Source organism: Treponema ruminis, from assembly GCF_014201975.1.
GTDB lineage: Bacteria > Spirochaetota > Spirochaetia > Treponematales > Treponemataceae > Treponema_D > Treponema_D ruminis.
This window is the reverse complement of sequence record NZ_JACHFQ010000009.1, coordinates 60,984-76,173: the sequence shown is the minus strand read 5'-3', so window position 1 is coordinate 76,173 and position 15,190 is coordinate 60,984. Positions and strand designations below refer to the sequence as shown.

The 15,190-nt window shown below is 45.9% G+C and carries 12 protein-coding genes and 1 tRNA gene; 7 read left to right on the top strand and 6 right to left on the bottom strand.

Annotation, left to right across the window (positions count from 1 at the left end):
• Window positions 1-3 precede the first annotated feature (3 nt).
• The 6 genes from mnmE to HNP76_RS13225 all read left to right on the top strand — a co-directional run bounded on the left by mnmE (window position 4) and on the right by HNP76_RS13225 (window position 7,297).
• Window positions 4-1,383 (top strand): tRNA uridine-5-carboxymethylaminomethyl(34) synthesis GTPase MnmE, encoded by a 1,380-nt coding sequence (mnmE, locus tag HNP76_RS13250; RefSeq protein WP_184661334.1) that lies wholly within the window; start codon window positions 4-6, stop codon window positions 1,381-1,383.
• Window positions 1,384-1,521: 138 nt separating this feature from the next.
• Complete coding sequence (locus tag HNP76_RS13245; RefSeq protein ID WP_184661333.1) at window positions 1,522-2,724, top strand: hypothetical protein; 1,203 nt, start codon at window positions 1,522-1,524, stop codon at window positions 2,722-2,724.
• The gene (locus HNP76_RS13240) at window positions 2,711-4,201 is read left to right on the top strand and encodes an HD-GYP domain-containing protein (protein ID WP_184661331.1); all 1,491 of its coding nucleotides are present in this window, start codon (window positions 2,711-2,713) and stop codon (window positions 4,199-4,201) included. The genes HNP76_RS13245 and HNP76_RS13240 overlap by 14 nt, the downstream gene beginning before the upstream one ends.
• A 126-nt stretch (window positions 4,202-4,327) precedes the next feature.
• Complete coding sequence (gene glmS, locus HNP76_RS13235; RefSeq protein ID WP_184661329.1) at window positions 4,328-6,253, top strand: glutamine--fructose-6-phosphate transaminase (isomerizing); 1,926 nt, start codon at window positions 4,328-4,330, stop codon at window positions 6,251-6,253.
• Window positions 6,254-6,380: 127 nt separating this feature from the next.
• Complete coding sequence (locus HNP76_RS13230) at window positions 6,381-7,148, top strand: rhamnogalacturonan acetylesterase (protein WP_184661327.1); 768 nt, start codon at window positions 6,381-6,383, stop codon at window positions 7,146-7,148.
• 76 nt (window positions 7,149-7,224) lie between these two features.
• Window positions 7,225-7,297: transfer RNA gene (locus HNP76_RS13225), tRNA-Ile, on the top strand.
• A 110-nt stretch (window positions 7,298-7,407) separates the two neighbouring features.
• On the opposite strand, the gene HNP76_RS13220 is transcribed toward HNP76_RS13225, so the two are convergent.
• From HNP76_RS13220 to gltX, 3 genes are all read right to left on the bottom strand, one after another.
• Window positions 7,408-7,902: a DUF456 domain-containing protein gene (locus HNP76_RS13220; RefSeq protein ID WP_184661326.1), complete on the bottom strand. Its 495-nt coding sequence runs from the start codon at window positions 7,900-7,902 to the stop codon at window positions 7,408-7,410.
• 18 nt (window positions 7,903-7,920) lie between these two features.
• Window positions 7,921-8,613: a hypothetical protein gene (locus HNP76_RS13215; protein ID WP_184661324.1), complete on the bottom strand. Its 693-nt coding sequence runs from the start codon at window positions 8,611-8,613 to the stop codon at window positions 7,921-7,923.
• 73 nt (window positions 8,614-8,686) lie between these two features.
• Window positions 8,687-10,261, bottom strand: coding sequence for a glutamate--tRNA ligase (gene gltX, locus HNP76_RS13210; protein ID WP_184661322.1), 1,575 nt, complete (start codon window positions 10,259-10,261; stop codon window positions 8,687-8,689).
• A 241-nt stretch (window positions 10,262-10,502) separates the two neighbouring features.
• Between gltX and HNP76_RS13205 the strand changes: the two genes are divergently transcribed.
• Window positions 10,503-10,952, top strand: a complete 450-nt coding sequence (locus tag HNP76_RS13205) for a hypothetical protein (protein WP_184661320.1) — start codon at window positions 10,503-10,505, stop codon at window positions 10,950-10,952.
• Window positions 10,953-11,115: 163 nt separating this feature from the next.
• Here the strand turns inward: HNP76_RS13205 and HNP76_RS13200 are convergent, their stop codons facing one another.
• Genes HNP76_RS13200 through HNP76_RS13190 form a run of 3 tightly spaced genes read right to left on the bottom strand, consistent with a single transcriptional unit; the run spans window position 11,116 to window position 15,137 of the window.
• Complete coding sequence (locus tag HNP76_RS13200) at window positions 11,116-11,901, bottom strand: ABC transporter ATP-binding protein (protein WP_184661318.1); 786 nt, start codon at window positions 11,899-11,901, stop codon at window positions 11,116-11,118.
• A gap of 26 nt (window positions 11,902-11,927) precedes the next feature.
• Window positions 11,928-12,842: an ABC transporter permease gene (locus HNP76_RS13195; protein WP_184661316.1), complete on the bottom strand. Its 915-nt coding sequence runs from the start codon at window positions 12,840-12,842 to the stop codon at window positions 11,928-11,930.
• Between the two features lie 60 nt (window positions 12,843-12,902).
• On the bottom strand, window positions 12,903-15,137 hold the full coding sequence (locus HNP76_RS13190) for a SpoIIE family protein phosphatase (protein ID WP_184661314.1): 2,235 nt from the start codon (window positions 15,135-15,137) through the stop codon (window positions 12,903-12,905).
• Window positions 15,138-15,190 lie beyond the last annotated feature (53 nt).

Sequence of the window (15,190 nt, the reverse complement as noted above, 5' to 3'; positions counted from 1 at the left end):
AAGATGACGAATTTAAAATACACACCCGAAGAACCGATTGCGGCCATTGCGACAGCCCTTGCGCCCGCAGCCCTTGGAATCGTCCGTTGTTCGGGAAAAAACAGTATCGAACTTCTCTCAAAAATCTTCTCAAGGCCAAAAGCCCTGCTTGAAGCAGCCGGAAATACAATCGTCTACGGCTGGATTTTTGACGGAAAGAGCAAAATCGATGAAGTTTTGCTTTCTGTTTTCCGTGCTCCCAAGTCTTTTACCGGCGAGGACATGGTTGAAATTTCCTGCCACGGTGGCGTTCATGTCGTGCAGGCTGTTTATAATCTTCTATTAAATAGTGGTTTTCGCGCGGCTGAGAAGGGCGAATTTACTTTCCGAGCCTACATCAACGGCAAGGCTGATTTGACTAAGGCCGAGGCTGTCCGAGAAATCATCGACTCAAAAACTGATGTCAGCCAGAGCCGGGCTGCCGGTCGACTGGCCGGAAACCTTTACGAGACGATTGACGGCGTTAAAAAGCACATTGTTGATACTCTTGCGGCTATTGAAGTTGAGATTGAATATCCAGAGGACGAAGAGACTATTGCAGATTCTTTCGACTCTACCGAGCTTAAAAAAGCCGAGTCCGTCTTACAGGAACTTGCCGCATCCTGGAAAAGCGAGAAAATCTATCAGGATGGAGCCAGAGTTGTCCTCTGCGGCCGGACAAATGCCGGAAAATCTTCTTTATTTAACGCGCTTCTCAAGGAAGACCGGGCAATTGTCAGCGACATCGAGGGAACTACCCGAGACTTTATCGAAAGCTGGATTGACTTTGCAGGAATTCCGGCTCGTCTTTTTGACACGGCGGGCCTTCGCGAGACTAGCGATGTGATTGAGGCCGTCGGCGTTGAGCGCACCCGTGATTTGAGTGAAGACGCTGATTTGATTCTCTATCTTGTTGACTCAAAATCCGGCCTGAATGATGAGGATAAATCTTTCATTCAGGCTCATATTTCCCGAACTGACTCAAAAATTCCCCTTATTCTTGTCTGGAATAAATGTGATTTGTCAGAAAATACTGATTCTTCATTCGATGTGCCTCAGGTCCGCATTTCTGCCAAAAAAGGAATTGGGCTTGGAAGCTTGAGCGAGTCTGTCCGTTCTGCCCTTTCTGCGGGCGGAAGTTCAGAGAGGAACAGCACGGGACTTGGCTCAGAGAGGCAGAAAATTTCAGTGGAAAAGGCTTTGGAGAGCGTACGCCATGCACTTTCGCTCACCGAAGATTATGCTTTGGACGCGGTTGTCCAGGATTTGGAGGATTCTTTGGACGCGCTTGGAGAGGTCACCGGTGATGTTACACCAGATGATGTTCTTGGTTCAATTTTCTCTCACTTCTGTGTTGGAAAATAAAATGAATCTCCAAAATATCTAAAAAAAACGAAAAGATTTAAAAATAGAGGGTAGCAGGCAAAGGACTTTAAAACATAAGTTGCGAAATCATATTTTGTCTGTTAGAATAGAATTATCTGTACAAAGAGGATGATTGTTGTGGCTATTATCAAAAAATACCAAAAATTAATGGCGGTTTTTGTTTGTGCATTTTGTACTTTCTCAGCGCTTGCACAGTCAACTGATGATGTCGGTGCCGTCTATAAAAAGATAGATATGGCAATCGCATCAAAGTCTGCCGATTCGATTGCCAAAATTCTCAACGAGAATAAATCGTCTGCCGATTACCCGTTAATCGAAAATTACACTCTCAAAAAGACAAGACAGCTTATCATCACCGATAACCTGGAGCTTGCCCGTCAGACTTCCCTTGCCGTAATTGACAACAATATCGAAAACTTCGATGCGGTCGAGCTTTATTCTTACATTGACAAGGCTATCTTGAATCAGCAGGCTGCAAATCAGGCTGCTGAAAACCGCAAGCGCCTTGAAGAAGAACGTATTGCCGCCCGCAACGCAAAATCAAAGCAAAAACTTGAAAACCGAGGCAACTATCAGGTTGTCAGCACTGCTTCAGGTCAGGAAGTTTACGTCAACGAACAGCAAGCTTCTTTCTCTTCACTTCTGTGGACTGTTAAGATTGGCCTTGCAGACTTCATTTATCAGAAGACTGCCGATCCTGATTATTCAAGCCTCAAATACGGTCTTGCAATCGGAGCAAATGTCTTCAAGCCTTCAGAACGTCTGATTCTTGGCTGTGATTTCTTTGCTGATGCCCACATTGTCACACTCATGAGTTCTGGCGGCAACCCGGAGGCAAAGGCCGCTGCCCAAAAAACTCAAATCGACAGTGACAATCCTCAGGAATTCTTCATGTCTGCCCGCATCGTTCCGGAGATTGCTTTTGCAGATTTAAGTAAAAACCTCTTCCTGCGTGCCGGTCTTGCAGCCCATCTGCTTGCTTCAAATGACAAGGCAATTACAGGTTCAACAAGCACCTTCTTCTCACCAGTCCTGGGTGTCGCCCTTGACAATCTTCATCTTGGTGAGGCTCAGCTCAGGGCTTTCTGTGATTATGATGCAGGTTCCCTTTTCTATAATGACATTAATATGGCTATGGAATTTGGCGGCTCTATTTTGCTCCCAATGGCTGTTAACGACAAAACAAAGTTCGGTCTGGAACTTGGCGTGCAGGATTTGCTTCTTATGAGAAATGCTGCCGAAGACGGAAGTCACGGTGGCGGAATGGAAAACCGCGTAAAATTCACATTTGCAATTGGAGTAGGAAATGTTACAAAATAAAATGCTTCTTAAAAAATCTATTTTGGGAGTCCTTCTTTGCATTTTTGCGGCTGGGCTCATCTTTGCTCAGGCGTCTGCCAGTTCATCAGATTTGACAAAACGCTTCCTTCAAAAAGCAGATGACCAGTATTCGGCCATGCAGTACGAGGATGCTTTTAAAACAATAAACGCAGCCCTTAAGCTTTCTGAAAAGGATGAAATTCCAGGCAACGTATATCTTCTTGCAACTCAGATTTACACAAAGCTGCTTGCCAAAATGACAAAAACAAAGGATTACACATATTTCAATGACGTAATTATGAATTTGCAGACCTATCCAAAAATCAATGATGATCCGCAGATTCAAAAATATATCCGCGTGATTCAGCAGCAGCAGGCTGACATGAAGGATGCCGCCCGCGATGCCAAAACCCGCGAAATGATGCAGGATATTTCTGCAAAACAGCAGGCTCAGCAGCAGGAAATGGTTGAAAGCCTCACTGCAAGCACGCAGGAAAACAACCAGAAAATGCTCGAGTCTTTCTCTGACAAAATGAATGAAAGCACAGAGAGCATCGTTTCAAAAATGTCTGAGCAGAATTCAACTTTGATTCAGGGCGTTACAGACACAATGACTACAACCCTCGACTCAATGGACAAGCGTTCAAACAAAACGATTTGGATTATTGCCATTGGTGCAGGCGTTATCTTCGTAATCGTATTCATTCTCGTCTTCCTCGGAATCCGTGCTTCTGCCCGCTCTTCTGCAATCCAGGCTGAGCAGCTTGATTCAACACTCAAACTTATCGCCGGAATGCAGCAGACAAACAATCAGCTTCTTCTTGGTGGCGTCACTGATTTTGGCGGCATGGGCTTAAAGTCTGCCGGAAGTTCCCGCTGGGGCGTTGATGCCCTTCCAGCTCCGGAAATGACGGACGAAGAAAAGTCAGAACTCAAGCAGCTTGTTATTGACTGTGAAAAACTTGGTTCAGAAATCGATGCCGTTACAAAGCGCAAGAACAACTCAAAGAACGTCAGCGAGCTTGTTTACAAACTTGCAATGCAGCTCGGCCTCAACCAGAATTCTTCTATGATTTACTTTGCAGCCTCAATGGTCTATGACGCAGGTTTCCTTGCAATCCCTCAGGAACTTCTTGAAGCAGAAAACCTGACCGACGAGCAGCGACTCCAGCTCAGGGAGCATGTAAATCTTTATGAGCAGTATCTCGGATTTGTTCCGCGTAAATACTGGGAAATCTTCGAGGAAGCCGCACTTTATCACCATGAAAACACTGACGGTTCAGGCTACAAGGGGCTTTTGGGTGCAGACATTCCTCAGATTGCACGGCTTATTCACGTTGCAGAAAGCTACAACTCACTTATCAGCCGCCGCAATTACAAACAGATTATGGATAAAGAGACAGCAATCCAGGAACTTGAAGCGAAGCCAAATCTTTATGACGTTGATGTAGTCAAGGTTTTGGACGCTATTGTATAGTTAAAAAATGGAGCGTGATGTCTAAAAGTGGTTACCCATGTCCGGCATTCTGCTGGCGTGGGTATCTTTTTTTTAAACAAATTTGTATAATACGTGCTACTGTAAAATGTTATTTGAGGTGAATTTATGTGTGGAATTGTAGGATATGTTGGTTCAAAACAGGTAACTCCTGTCCTTATCAACGGACTCAAAAAACTTGAATATCGCGGTTATGATTCTGCCGGCGTTGCAGTTATGTCGGACTCTAGCGATGAAATCCTTGTAAAAAAATCAAAGGGTGCCCTTAAATTTCTCGTTGAAAAAATCACTGATGAAGTCGTAAAGACTTCAAAAGATATGAGCGATGCCCAGGCCGAAAAGCGTCTTGGAGAACTTATCGAAAAAACCGGCACTATCATTAAAGGTAATGTCGGAATTGGTCACACCCGCTGGGCGACACACGGCGAGCCGAGTGACTTGAACTCTCATCCGCACACAAATGTTTCTGGTACGATTGCCGTAGTTCATAACGGAATCATCGAAAACTATGCAAAACTCAAGGCCTGGCTTCAGGATCAGGGCGTTGTTTTCAAGAGCCAGACTGACACCGAAGTAATCGCCCACCTTATCAATTACTTCTACGAAAAAACTGGTGAAATCTTTAAGGCTGTCCTTGAAACTTTGCACCGTCTCGAAGGAAGCTACGCTCTCGGCGTTCTCTGCACAAAATATCCTGACCGGCTTATCGCTGCCCGAAAGGAAAGTCCTCTTATCGTAGGCTTGGGAAGGGGCGAGAATTTCATCGCTTCTGACGTTCCAGCTGTTCTTGAATACACACGCGACGTTTACTACCTCAATCAGAACGAGCTTGCAGTCCTTTACAATGACCATGTTGATTTGTTCGACTCAGACGGAAACAAGGTCGTACGCGAGCCTTCTCATGTTGAATGGGATATGGCAAGTGCTGAAAAGGGCGGTTATGCTCACTTCATGCTCAAGGAAATCCATGAGCAGCCAAAGGCTTTGACAGACACACTTCGTCCACGCCTTATATTTGACGGCGACAAAGCAAAGGACATTCAGTTTGACGAAATCGACTTTGGCGAAGACTGGAAGCAGGCAGGCCGCATCGTAATCACAGCGTGTGGTACGGCTTATCACGCCGGTGTCGTAGCAAAATATGCATTCGAAAAATTTGCACGCATTCCTGTTGCCGTTGATGTTGCATCAGAATTCCGCTACAGAAATCCAATCCTCAACAAAAATGACATTTTCATCGTAATCTCTCAGTCTGGCGAAACAGCTGACACCCTTGCAGCCCTCCGTCTTGCAAAAGCGGCTGGAGCAAAAGTCATTGCAATTACAAACTGTGTAGGTTCAACTGTAAGCCGTGAGGCAGACGAAGTAATTTACACCTGGGCTGGCCCTGAAATTGCCGTAGCATCAACAAAGGCTTATACAACCCAGCTCATGTGCCTCTATCTCCTTGCAATCAAACTTGGAAAGGAGCGCGGTTCACTTTCTGCTCAGCAATACTCAAGATTGCTTTCTGAAATCGCCGCAATTCCAGAAAAGGCACAGCAGATTCTTGATAATCAGAGTGAAATCCAGAAATTTGCAAGCCAGCAGTTCAATAAATCAAAAATTTTCTATATCGGCCGTCTTTTCGACTCGGCTTCATCACTCGAAAGTGCCCTCAAGCTCAAGGAAGTCAGCTACATGCATTGTGAGGCTTTTGCCGCTGGTGAGCTCAAGCACGGACCTATTGCCCTTGTAGATCCTGATACACTCGTAGTCGCAATCGCAACAGAGCCTGAGCTTTACGAAAAACTTGCTTCAAACATCGTTGAGGTTAAGAGCCGCGGTGCCACAACAATGGCTATCACTCTCGACAAAAAAGGCGCATTCGACAACTGCTGTGATTCTGTAATCACAATCCCGGATTCTGAGCCAGCCCTTGCTTCAATGCTTTCAATCATTCCGGCCCAGCTTTTCGCATATTATTGTTCTATCTTGCGCGGTAACGATCCTGACAAGCCTCGTAACCTTGCTAAATCTGTAACGGTTGAGTAATCCGAACATGAATTACATCCATGTAATTCATGTTCGCACGAGAAAATTCTGTTCACCTAAAGGCAAACAGAATTTTCTCTCTTTGCTTAAACCCGGCATCCATGCCGGACATTTTAATGGAGTCATTATGAGAATTTTATGTCTTGGTGACAGCATAATGCAGTACAATGACTTCTCCACCTTTCCTCAGACGGGATGGGTGCAGGAGCTTGCCCGCTTTTTCCCTGTAAGTACTCTCTGGCTCAATTTTGCCAGGAACGGACGGAGCACAAAGTCTTTCATTGATGAAGGCCGCTTTATGCGAGTCATGGCCGAGGCAGAAGATGGGGACTTTGCCCTGATTCAGTTTGCCCACAATGACGAAAAGGACGACCCGCTCCGCCACACAGGCTCAGAAAGGGGCGGTGCCTTCCGTAAGAATCTTTCATATTTTGTGCGTGAACTTAAGGGGCGGGGAGTGCGACCTGTCCTTTTAACGCCGATGGCCCGCCGCATGTTCGAGGGAACTTCCGCAAAGGACAGCCACGGAGAATATGCCCCAGCAATTATTGAGACTGCCGCAGAAGAAAATATTCCCTGCATCGACATGAACGCCCTCACGCTTGATTTCCTCAATAAAACAGGATTTGAGGCAAGCCGCCGTTATTACATGAACTTTGACGCAGGCCTTTATGAAAATTTCCCGGAAGGGCGTGAGGACAACAGCCATCTTCGCCCGGATGGAGCCAACGCCTATTCAAAAATCGCTGCCGGTGAAATCAAGAAGATTGCAGAAACTTTCCCTGAGTACAAGGAACTGTCTGATTCCTGCATGTGCGGTACTGAAAGCCCCTTTATGGAAGTTGAGGCTGAAAATAGCGAAATTGATGACGAATACACGGTTTTTCAGAAATAACCGTAGACTTCTTAATTTATAATTGACCCGAATGCCGAATTTCTGATATAATAAATGCACTTCCTTGTTGAAGTTCGGGCCATTAGCTCAGCGGTTAGAGCAGAGGACTCATAATCCTTTGGTCCTTGGTTCAAATCCAAGATGGCCCAGTGTTTTCGCAACGAAGTGAGAAAACACGTGTAAATCACTTCCAATAGGCCAAACGAGCGAAGCGCTGTACGGCCCAAATCCCATTTTGCTTTTGCAGAATGGGATTTTTTTATCTCCAGAAGATGCTCCACAAAAAGAGCCAGATAAAGCAAATTACTGTAATCATCTTGAGGCCTGTGCCGAGCAAGAATCCCTTGAATGCACCGAATGCTGCCTTTAAAGCCCGGCCTGCATCAGAAGAATCGTGAATCATTTCGCCGATGAAGGCTCCAACGAAGGGGGCGATAAGAATGAAAAGCGGCCCCAAAAAGAATGAGGCGAGAAGTCCAATCGTGCAGCCCCAAGTCGCCGCCTTGCTTCCGCCCGCCTTTTTTGTCATCAGCGAAGGGAAAACATTGTCGATTACGGTGACGAATACTGCGGCGATTCCTGTTGCTATCAAAATCCAGACTTCAAGATTTGAGTAATTCGAAAAATGAGCGGCGAGTAATCCTGCCCATGCAATCGGTGGCCCCGGCAAAACCGGAAGAACTGTGCCGACAAGCCCTACCAGAAGCAGGACTCCGGCTAAAATTGCGAAAAAAAGCGTAGGATCAAAGTGCACGGGCTTCCTCCTTTAAAATTACAAATCCCACCACTGTGCGGCAGACTGGTCAGCGAGCTGAATCAAAAGTACGAGGGGATTTTGAAGAAGATTTGAGTAGTTGTATGTTTCCATGGGAGCAAGGTCAGAAAATCCCATGTGGCATTTGATTGCTTCGATTACATTTCGCCTTTTAAGCTGCGATGGCATTGATTCGAGAAGAAGAAGAACTGACTCGCCTGCGTGGCCGAGGTTTCGCAAATCCGACTTTGTCTTGTAGTAAGGCTCGTATTTCCAGTTTCCGTTGAAATCCTTTGTCTTTTTGCTTTCGGTTGCGTAGGCTCCGGCCTTGCAGAAATCATGGGCGATTCCCGAAATGAAGACATCCTGGGCCGTGAAGTCAAATTTGCCGCTTCGTTTTGAAAGGGCGAAGTTTTCTGCGAATGAAACCGCAAAGCGCAGGGCCTGGACAGCGACCATGAGTGAATGAGCCGCCAAGCCGCCCTTTACGTTGCCGTGAAATCTTGTGCTTGCAGGGCTTGTCCAAAAATCGTGAGCTTCCATCCATTCTTTGAGGGCGGAAAGCTCTGTTTTGTCTTCGATGACATAATCTGCCATTTCAAGCACGGTTTCCTTTACGGCTTCCGGAGAGAAAGTTCCGTCATTATGAACAGCCTGCTTTTTGTCAAAAATTGCAAGAAGTTCTTCGGTCTGTGATTTTAATTTTTCCATTTAATTACAAAAAAGAGGGAAGTCCCCTTTGTAAAGGTTTCTTTCCCTCTTTTGCTAAACTCCTATTTCTATTTTACAGTGTTGCGATAGTGCGCTCGATTCGCTCAAGGGCACGCTCTTTTCCAAGAACTGCGATTGAACCGATGAGCGGTGGAGAAACGCGGCTTCCTGTAACAGCCATGCGAACCGGCATCATGAAGTCACCGAGTTTAATTCCAAGCTCTTCTGCCTTTGCCTTTGCGAAAGCTTCAGCGCCCTCGTGGTCAAGCTCGAATACCTTTGAAACGAATTCTTTTGCGTTTTCAAGAACTTCCTTAGTCTTTGCCTGGTCGAGCTTTTTCGGAATCAACTGCTCAACAGGTGGAACTGCCGGCTCTGTGAACATGAAGTGAACCATTTCAGCTGCTTCTGTGAGGAACTTGAGTCGCTCCTGAATGAGTGGCATGAGGCCGAGAAGAGTCTTTTTGACATCTGCGCTTGTCATGTTCATGCTCTTGTCTACGCAGTACGGCTCTCCGTCTTCGCCCATTGCAACGCCTGAGAACTCAGGTCCAACATTTGGTTTTGGCTGCGGGTTTTCAGGATTGATTTCGAGAGTTGCGTCGCCTGTGCCTGTGATGAATGGAAGAGTCCATTTGTAGAGCTCTTCTGTTGAAAGCTGGCGGATATAATTTGCGTTGTAGAATTCGAGTTTTTTGTAGTCGAATACAGCCGGAGCCTTGTTGAGGTGCTCAAGCTTGAATCGCTCTGCAAGTTCGTCCAAAGTGTAGAAGTCACGGCCTTCCTCGTAAGAACAGCCGAGTAGGGCAACGTAGTTTACGATAGCCTGTGGCAAATATCCTCGTGCGCGGAATTCGTTGAGAGATGTTGAACCGTGGCGTTTTGAAAGCTTTTTGCCGTCTGCGCCGTTTACCATTGGAAGGTGGCAGAATTCAGGATGCTCCCAGCCGAATGAGCGGTACATCTGTACGTGGAGCGGTGTAGAAGGAATCCATTCCTGAGCGCGCATTACGTGGCTGACCTTCATCAAGTGGTCGTCAACGATGTTTGCAAGGTGATAGGTCGGGAATCCGTCGCTCTTCAAGAGAACCGGGTCCGGAGAAATGTCTTCGTTTTTCCAAGTGATGTCGCCGAGAAGGTGGTCGTGGAAAGTTGTCTCACCCTCGAGAGGGACTTTGAGGCGGATTACATAAGGCTTTCCTGCGTCCAGGTTTGCCTTTACTTCCTCTGGTGTAAGGTGACGGCAGTTTCGGTCGTAGCCAGGTGCCATTTTGTTTTCGGTCTGGATTTTTTTGATTCGCTCAAGACGCTCTGAGTCACAGAAGCAGTAGTAAGCCTCGCCTTTTTCGACAAGTTCCTGAGCATATTTTTTGTAAAGCTCAAATCGCTCTGACTGAACGTAAGGACCGTATTCGCCGCCCTTTTCGCCGCCCTCGTCCCATTCGATTCCGAGCCAAGCCATTGTGTCATAAAGGTTCTTGACGTATTTTTCGTCGTAGCGTGTGCGGTCTGTGTCTTCGAGACGGAGAATGAATTTACCGCCCTGGCTTCGTGCATAAAGATAGTTGAAAAGTGCTGTACGAACGCCACCGATGTGCTGCATACCTGTTGGACTTGGAGCATAGCGTACTCGAACTTCGTTAGACATATTTTTCCTCCGCAAGTAAATTTTTCGAGTTTCGGAACGAAACTCGTTGAAAAAATCTGAACTTGTTCAGATTTTTTATAACTTCTGACATAAAAAATCCTCTAATAAATTAAAAATATCCTAACTATTATAATGAATTGAAGATTTATATTCCACAGAAAATTAGAATTTAAAAATATGAAAATAAACTGTATCTTTTTTGCTATCCGTGTTATACTGAAAGTATCTTATAGGAGTTTATATGTTCAAGAAATTAACAGCTATCTTTATTTCTCTCTTTATTGTTTCATCAATTGCATTTGCTCAAGAAAAGAATCAAACAAAAATCAAAGGTGTTGATGATGATAATTACATGTGGTATGAGTTCAAGGCCAAGCGATTGGGCAAAACCTTCAAATTCTTCGCCTTCAAAAATGACACTCAGCGCGACAACCGTACAATCCAGCTTTTCAAAAAATCAGGCTGGGGCATGGGACCAAACGAAACAATCACTGAGTTTTACAATTTTAACGGCGGCGAAATCACAAAGACCTGGGACGAGCAGCTTAAGCCTGCAATGAAGGAAAACGGCTACAAATACGCATTCACCACTTACCGCACCACGGACAAGGACGAAACAACCGTTTACCTCTACACCTTCTACTACGATCCCGACACAGACCAGCTCCACATGCTGAGGTCAGTAAAATAAAAAAAGGGGAGAAGTCTCTCCTAGTGAGCGGCTCTGCGTAGCAGTGCAAAAACACTTGATAAGTGTTTTTAGCGAATCTCCCTAGTCACACTTCGTTGTGCCGCACCCCATTCTCCTAAGGGGCAACATGCCCCTTAAAATCCCCAGAGTGCAGTACCTTATATTATCCCAGCATAACCCTGTCGTTTAAATCGCCTGCCGCACTGAATTTTGCCAGCAAGTCTTCAACTTTAAGGTTCTTCTTTTCTTCTCCACGGACATCATAAATGATATTGCCCTTCATCATCATGATGAGGCGGTTGCCGTACTGTATTGCGTGCTTCATGTTGTGTGTTACCATGAAGGCTGTGAGCTTGTCCTGGGCTATGAATTTTTCGGTAAGCTCAAGGACTTTTGCCGCTGTTTTTGGATCAAGGGCGGCTGTGTGCTCGTCGAGCAAAAGAAGCTCCGGCTTTTTAAGGGTTGCCATGAGCAGGGTAAGGGCCTGTCGCTGACCTCCGGAAAGAAGTCCGACTTTGCTTGTGAGCCGCGATTCAAGGCCCAGGTCCAGCATGGCCAGCTTTTCACGGTAAAGTTCCTTTTCTTCTTTTTTGATGCCCCATTTGAGGGTGCGGGTGTTGCCGCGGCGGAGAGCCATTGCAAGGTTTTCTTCGATTTCCATGTTTGCCGCAGTTCCTGTGAGAGGGTCCTGGAAAACGCGACCAAGGAAAGCCGCTCTTTTGTATTCAGGCATGTCTGTGACGTCACGGCCGTTGAGCTTGATTGTGCCTGTGTCGCAAGAGTGAACTCCCGCAATCAGATTGAGAAGTGTTGATTTTCCTGCACCGTTTCCGCCGATGATTGTTACAAAATCACCGTCCTCAAGAGTGAGGTTTATGTCATTGAGGGCCTGCTTTTCAGTAATGGTTCCCGGATTAAAAATCTTTGATACGTGTGATATTTCAAGCATTTTTCATTTCCTACTTTTTATGGCAATTATTTTGCGAATGCCCTTTTGTGTGCAACTTTCTGTTTGGCAACTGGAATTGCAAGAGCAATGACAACGATGATTGCCGTGAGCAGCTTGAGGTCAGAAGATTTGAGACCGAGCTGAAGGACAATCGCAATAATCAGGCGGTAAACAACCGAGCCCAGCAAAATTGAAAGCAAAGTGACGTAGAATGAGAAGCGTTTGTTGAACCAGGCGAAAATGCTCTCGCCCAAGATGATTGAAGCCAGACCGATTACGATTGCACCTGTTCCCATGCCGACGTCGCCGTAACCCTGCTGCTGTGCAACGAGGGCTCCTGAAATTGCAATCAGGCCGTTTGAAAGCATGAGGCCCATGAGCTTCATTTTGTCTGTATCAACGCCCATTGCCCGGACCATCTTTTCGTTGTTGCCGGTTGCGCGGAGACATGAACCGATTTCTGTTCCCATGAACCAGTAGAGGAAAACGATAAGTGCGATTCCAAAAATAACTCCGACGATGAAAGAAGCTACGTTTGGAGTGATTCCCAACTGGTCCTGCATTTTTGTCATTATTGTGTCGATTCCCAGAAGAGGTGTGTTTGATCGACCCATGATGCGGATATTAATAGAATAAAGTGCAATCATTGAAAGGATTCCGGCCAGAATTTCATGAATCTTGAGCTTTGTGTGCATGATTCCAGTTGCGAAGCCGGCGATTAAACCTGTTAAAAAGGAAATAAAGACTGCAAGAAGGGGATTTACGCCCTTTGTGACCAGAATTGCGCATGTTGAGCCGCCGAGTGCAAAAGAGCCGTCGCAGGTCATGTCAGCAATGTTAAGGATTCGGAAAGTGAGATAAACGCCCAGGGTCATGATTCCCCAGAGCAAGCCTTGTGCCACAGCTCCCTGTGCAGCACCAAAAATACTTAAGATGTTCATAATAGCAGATATTATAGCACAAATTTCAGAAAATTGCTATATATAGAAACTTGATTCGGGCTATTCGTCTGTATCTGAGCCTTCTACTTTTGTTTCAGCGTTTTCAAGGTCTTCCGGGCCTGCATCTTCAAGCTCTTCGACGTTGTCATCAAATGAGTCTTCGTGGTCTTCATCCTCGACATATTCGCTGACATTCTTGCGCTTGACGATAATGACCGTGAGGTCGTCTTCAAAGCCCCGGTATTCGGTGAATTCATCCAGCTTTTCCATGATGAGGCCGAGGATTTCGTTTGAGGATTTTGCGTGATGCTTCTTTACGATTTCTTTTATTGCCTTGAGTCCGAACTGCTCCTGCTTTGAATTTGTAGATTCCGTGAGTCCGTCCGTGTAAAGCAGGAGAATATCGCCGGTTGCCATGAAGAAATTTGAGCGGGCAAAGGAAACCGTGATTCCCTTCATGCCGATTGCGCCGTAATGCTGCTTGCCGTCATTTCCCTTTAATTCATAGACTTCGTTGTCAGAAACGCTGTATTTGAGCGGATAAGGATGTCCAGCGTTTCCAAGCTCGACCTTGCACCTGGCAGGATTTTCGCTGTCATCAAAGCGGCACAAAACGCCAGTCATGTAATTTTCGATGTCGCCCTTTTCCGCAAGAATCAGGTTGTTTATCTTGTTGAGGATTTTATCGACCGGTTCCTTGCGCCTGAAGCCTGTCTGGAAGACCCTGGAAATAATGTTTTTGGAAAGCATGGTGACGAGACTTGCAGAAAGACCGTGACCGGAAACATCGAAGAGGGTAATTCCGTTGAGGGTGTCGTTGAAACTGTAGTAATCGTAGAAATCGCCTGAAACCTTGGCCTGGGGTGAATAGCAGACTGAAATTTCCCAGCCGCGGAAGTGCCTGTTGGGCTTGGGAAGGAATTTGCGCTGAACGATGGAAGCCATTTCCAGATCCATGTCAGAGCGGTGCTTGTCCTTTTCAAGACGTTCGTTCAAGTCTGAAAGCTCGTTGTTTGCGTATTGCAAATCTGACGTTCGGGCCGCAACTTCTTCCTTGAGGTGATTTGAAAGCCTTTCGTTCTTTTTGTAGATTGAGGCAAACCTGAAGGCCAGCATGACGATGAAAATCACGATGGAAATCTGCCAGCCGAAAATTGAGAAATAAGTGTAGGTTCGTGTGTTGTCAGTCAGCCTGAGCGTTAAGTCAACTACGATTGTTGAAGATAATGGAAGGAAGCCTGTCGCAAAATAAAGGGCAGCCATCCGTTTTTCCTTGCCCAAAAATTCCTTTATAACCGCAACGGCTCCAATCAGTCCCTGCATTGCAAGAAGGACAATCATGAGCGGGAAAATTTCAATAAGGAAGTCATAGGTCGGGGCAAAAAGCGTAAGCAGAACCTGAAGGGCAAGTATTGACCAGCGGAGAATATTGACTTTGAGAGGCGGTTTTATAGATAAAAAGTTGATTGCGAAGAGGGTCGCGAAGAAAACCATGAAATAGGGCGGCATACAGAGGGTAAGCTTGATGAATGGAACGTATGGAAGCCCGCCGTTTGTGTAGGCTGGCAGCTCAGTCGCAAAAAATGGAATGAGGAAGATTGAAGTGAAGAAATTGACGAAAGCAAAATCCCTGAATTCCTTGAAAGCCTTGAGATTGAGGTAAAAACTCAGATATAGGATGAAGGTGAGGAATAAAATTCCAACGAGGAACATGTAAATGCGTGTGTGATGGAAATTTATTGACTCAAAATTCGGGTAGGCGTATCTTGCAGGCTGTACGAAAGAATCTGCTGAAATGCCGCTCCTGCCCTGGGCGTAAATCTTTATGAGGATTATGTTTTTGCCTTCCTGTTTGAGGATGTTGAGCGGGAAACTGAAAAAGTGGGCCTTGAAGAGAGTGGACTGTTCGTGAGGCGGAAAGGCACCGTATTGAGAGATAAAGACTCCGTTGCAGAAAACCTGCTCGGCAAAGCGGAGGTGGGGGATTACCAGACCCAGCGGCTGATTTTTGAACTGGGGCGGAATTTCAAATTCGGCCCGGACCCAAACGTAGTGCTCGCCCTTGCCGAGAGTGTGCCTGAGGTTGTGGACGCATTTGTCTTCGAGCCGCTTGAAGTTTGCGGCGTTCTTCATGGCGTCACCTAAATTTGAATCAGCATCTGACTCCCAGTAATGAAAAGTGTCGCCGATGTAAATTCTTGGTGTGTCATTGTGGCCGCATGAAAAGAAAAGTGCGGAACTTAGTGCGAGAAGAAGATAAAAAAGCCTGTTTGCGAAAAATTTAAAAGTCCGCATAATCCTATTTTAGCATAATGCCGGGATATTTTAAATATTATATTTCAATCTTT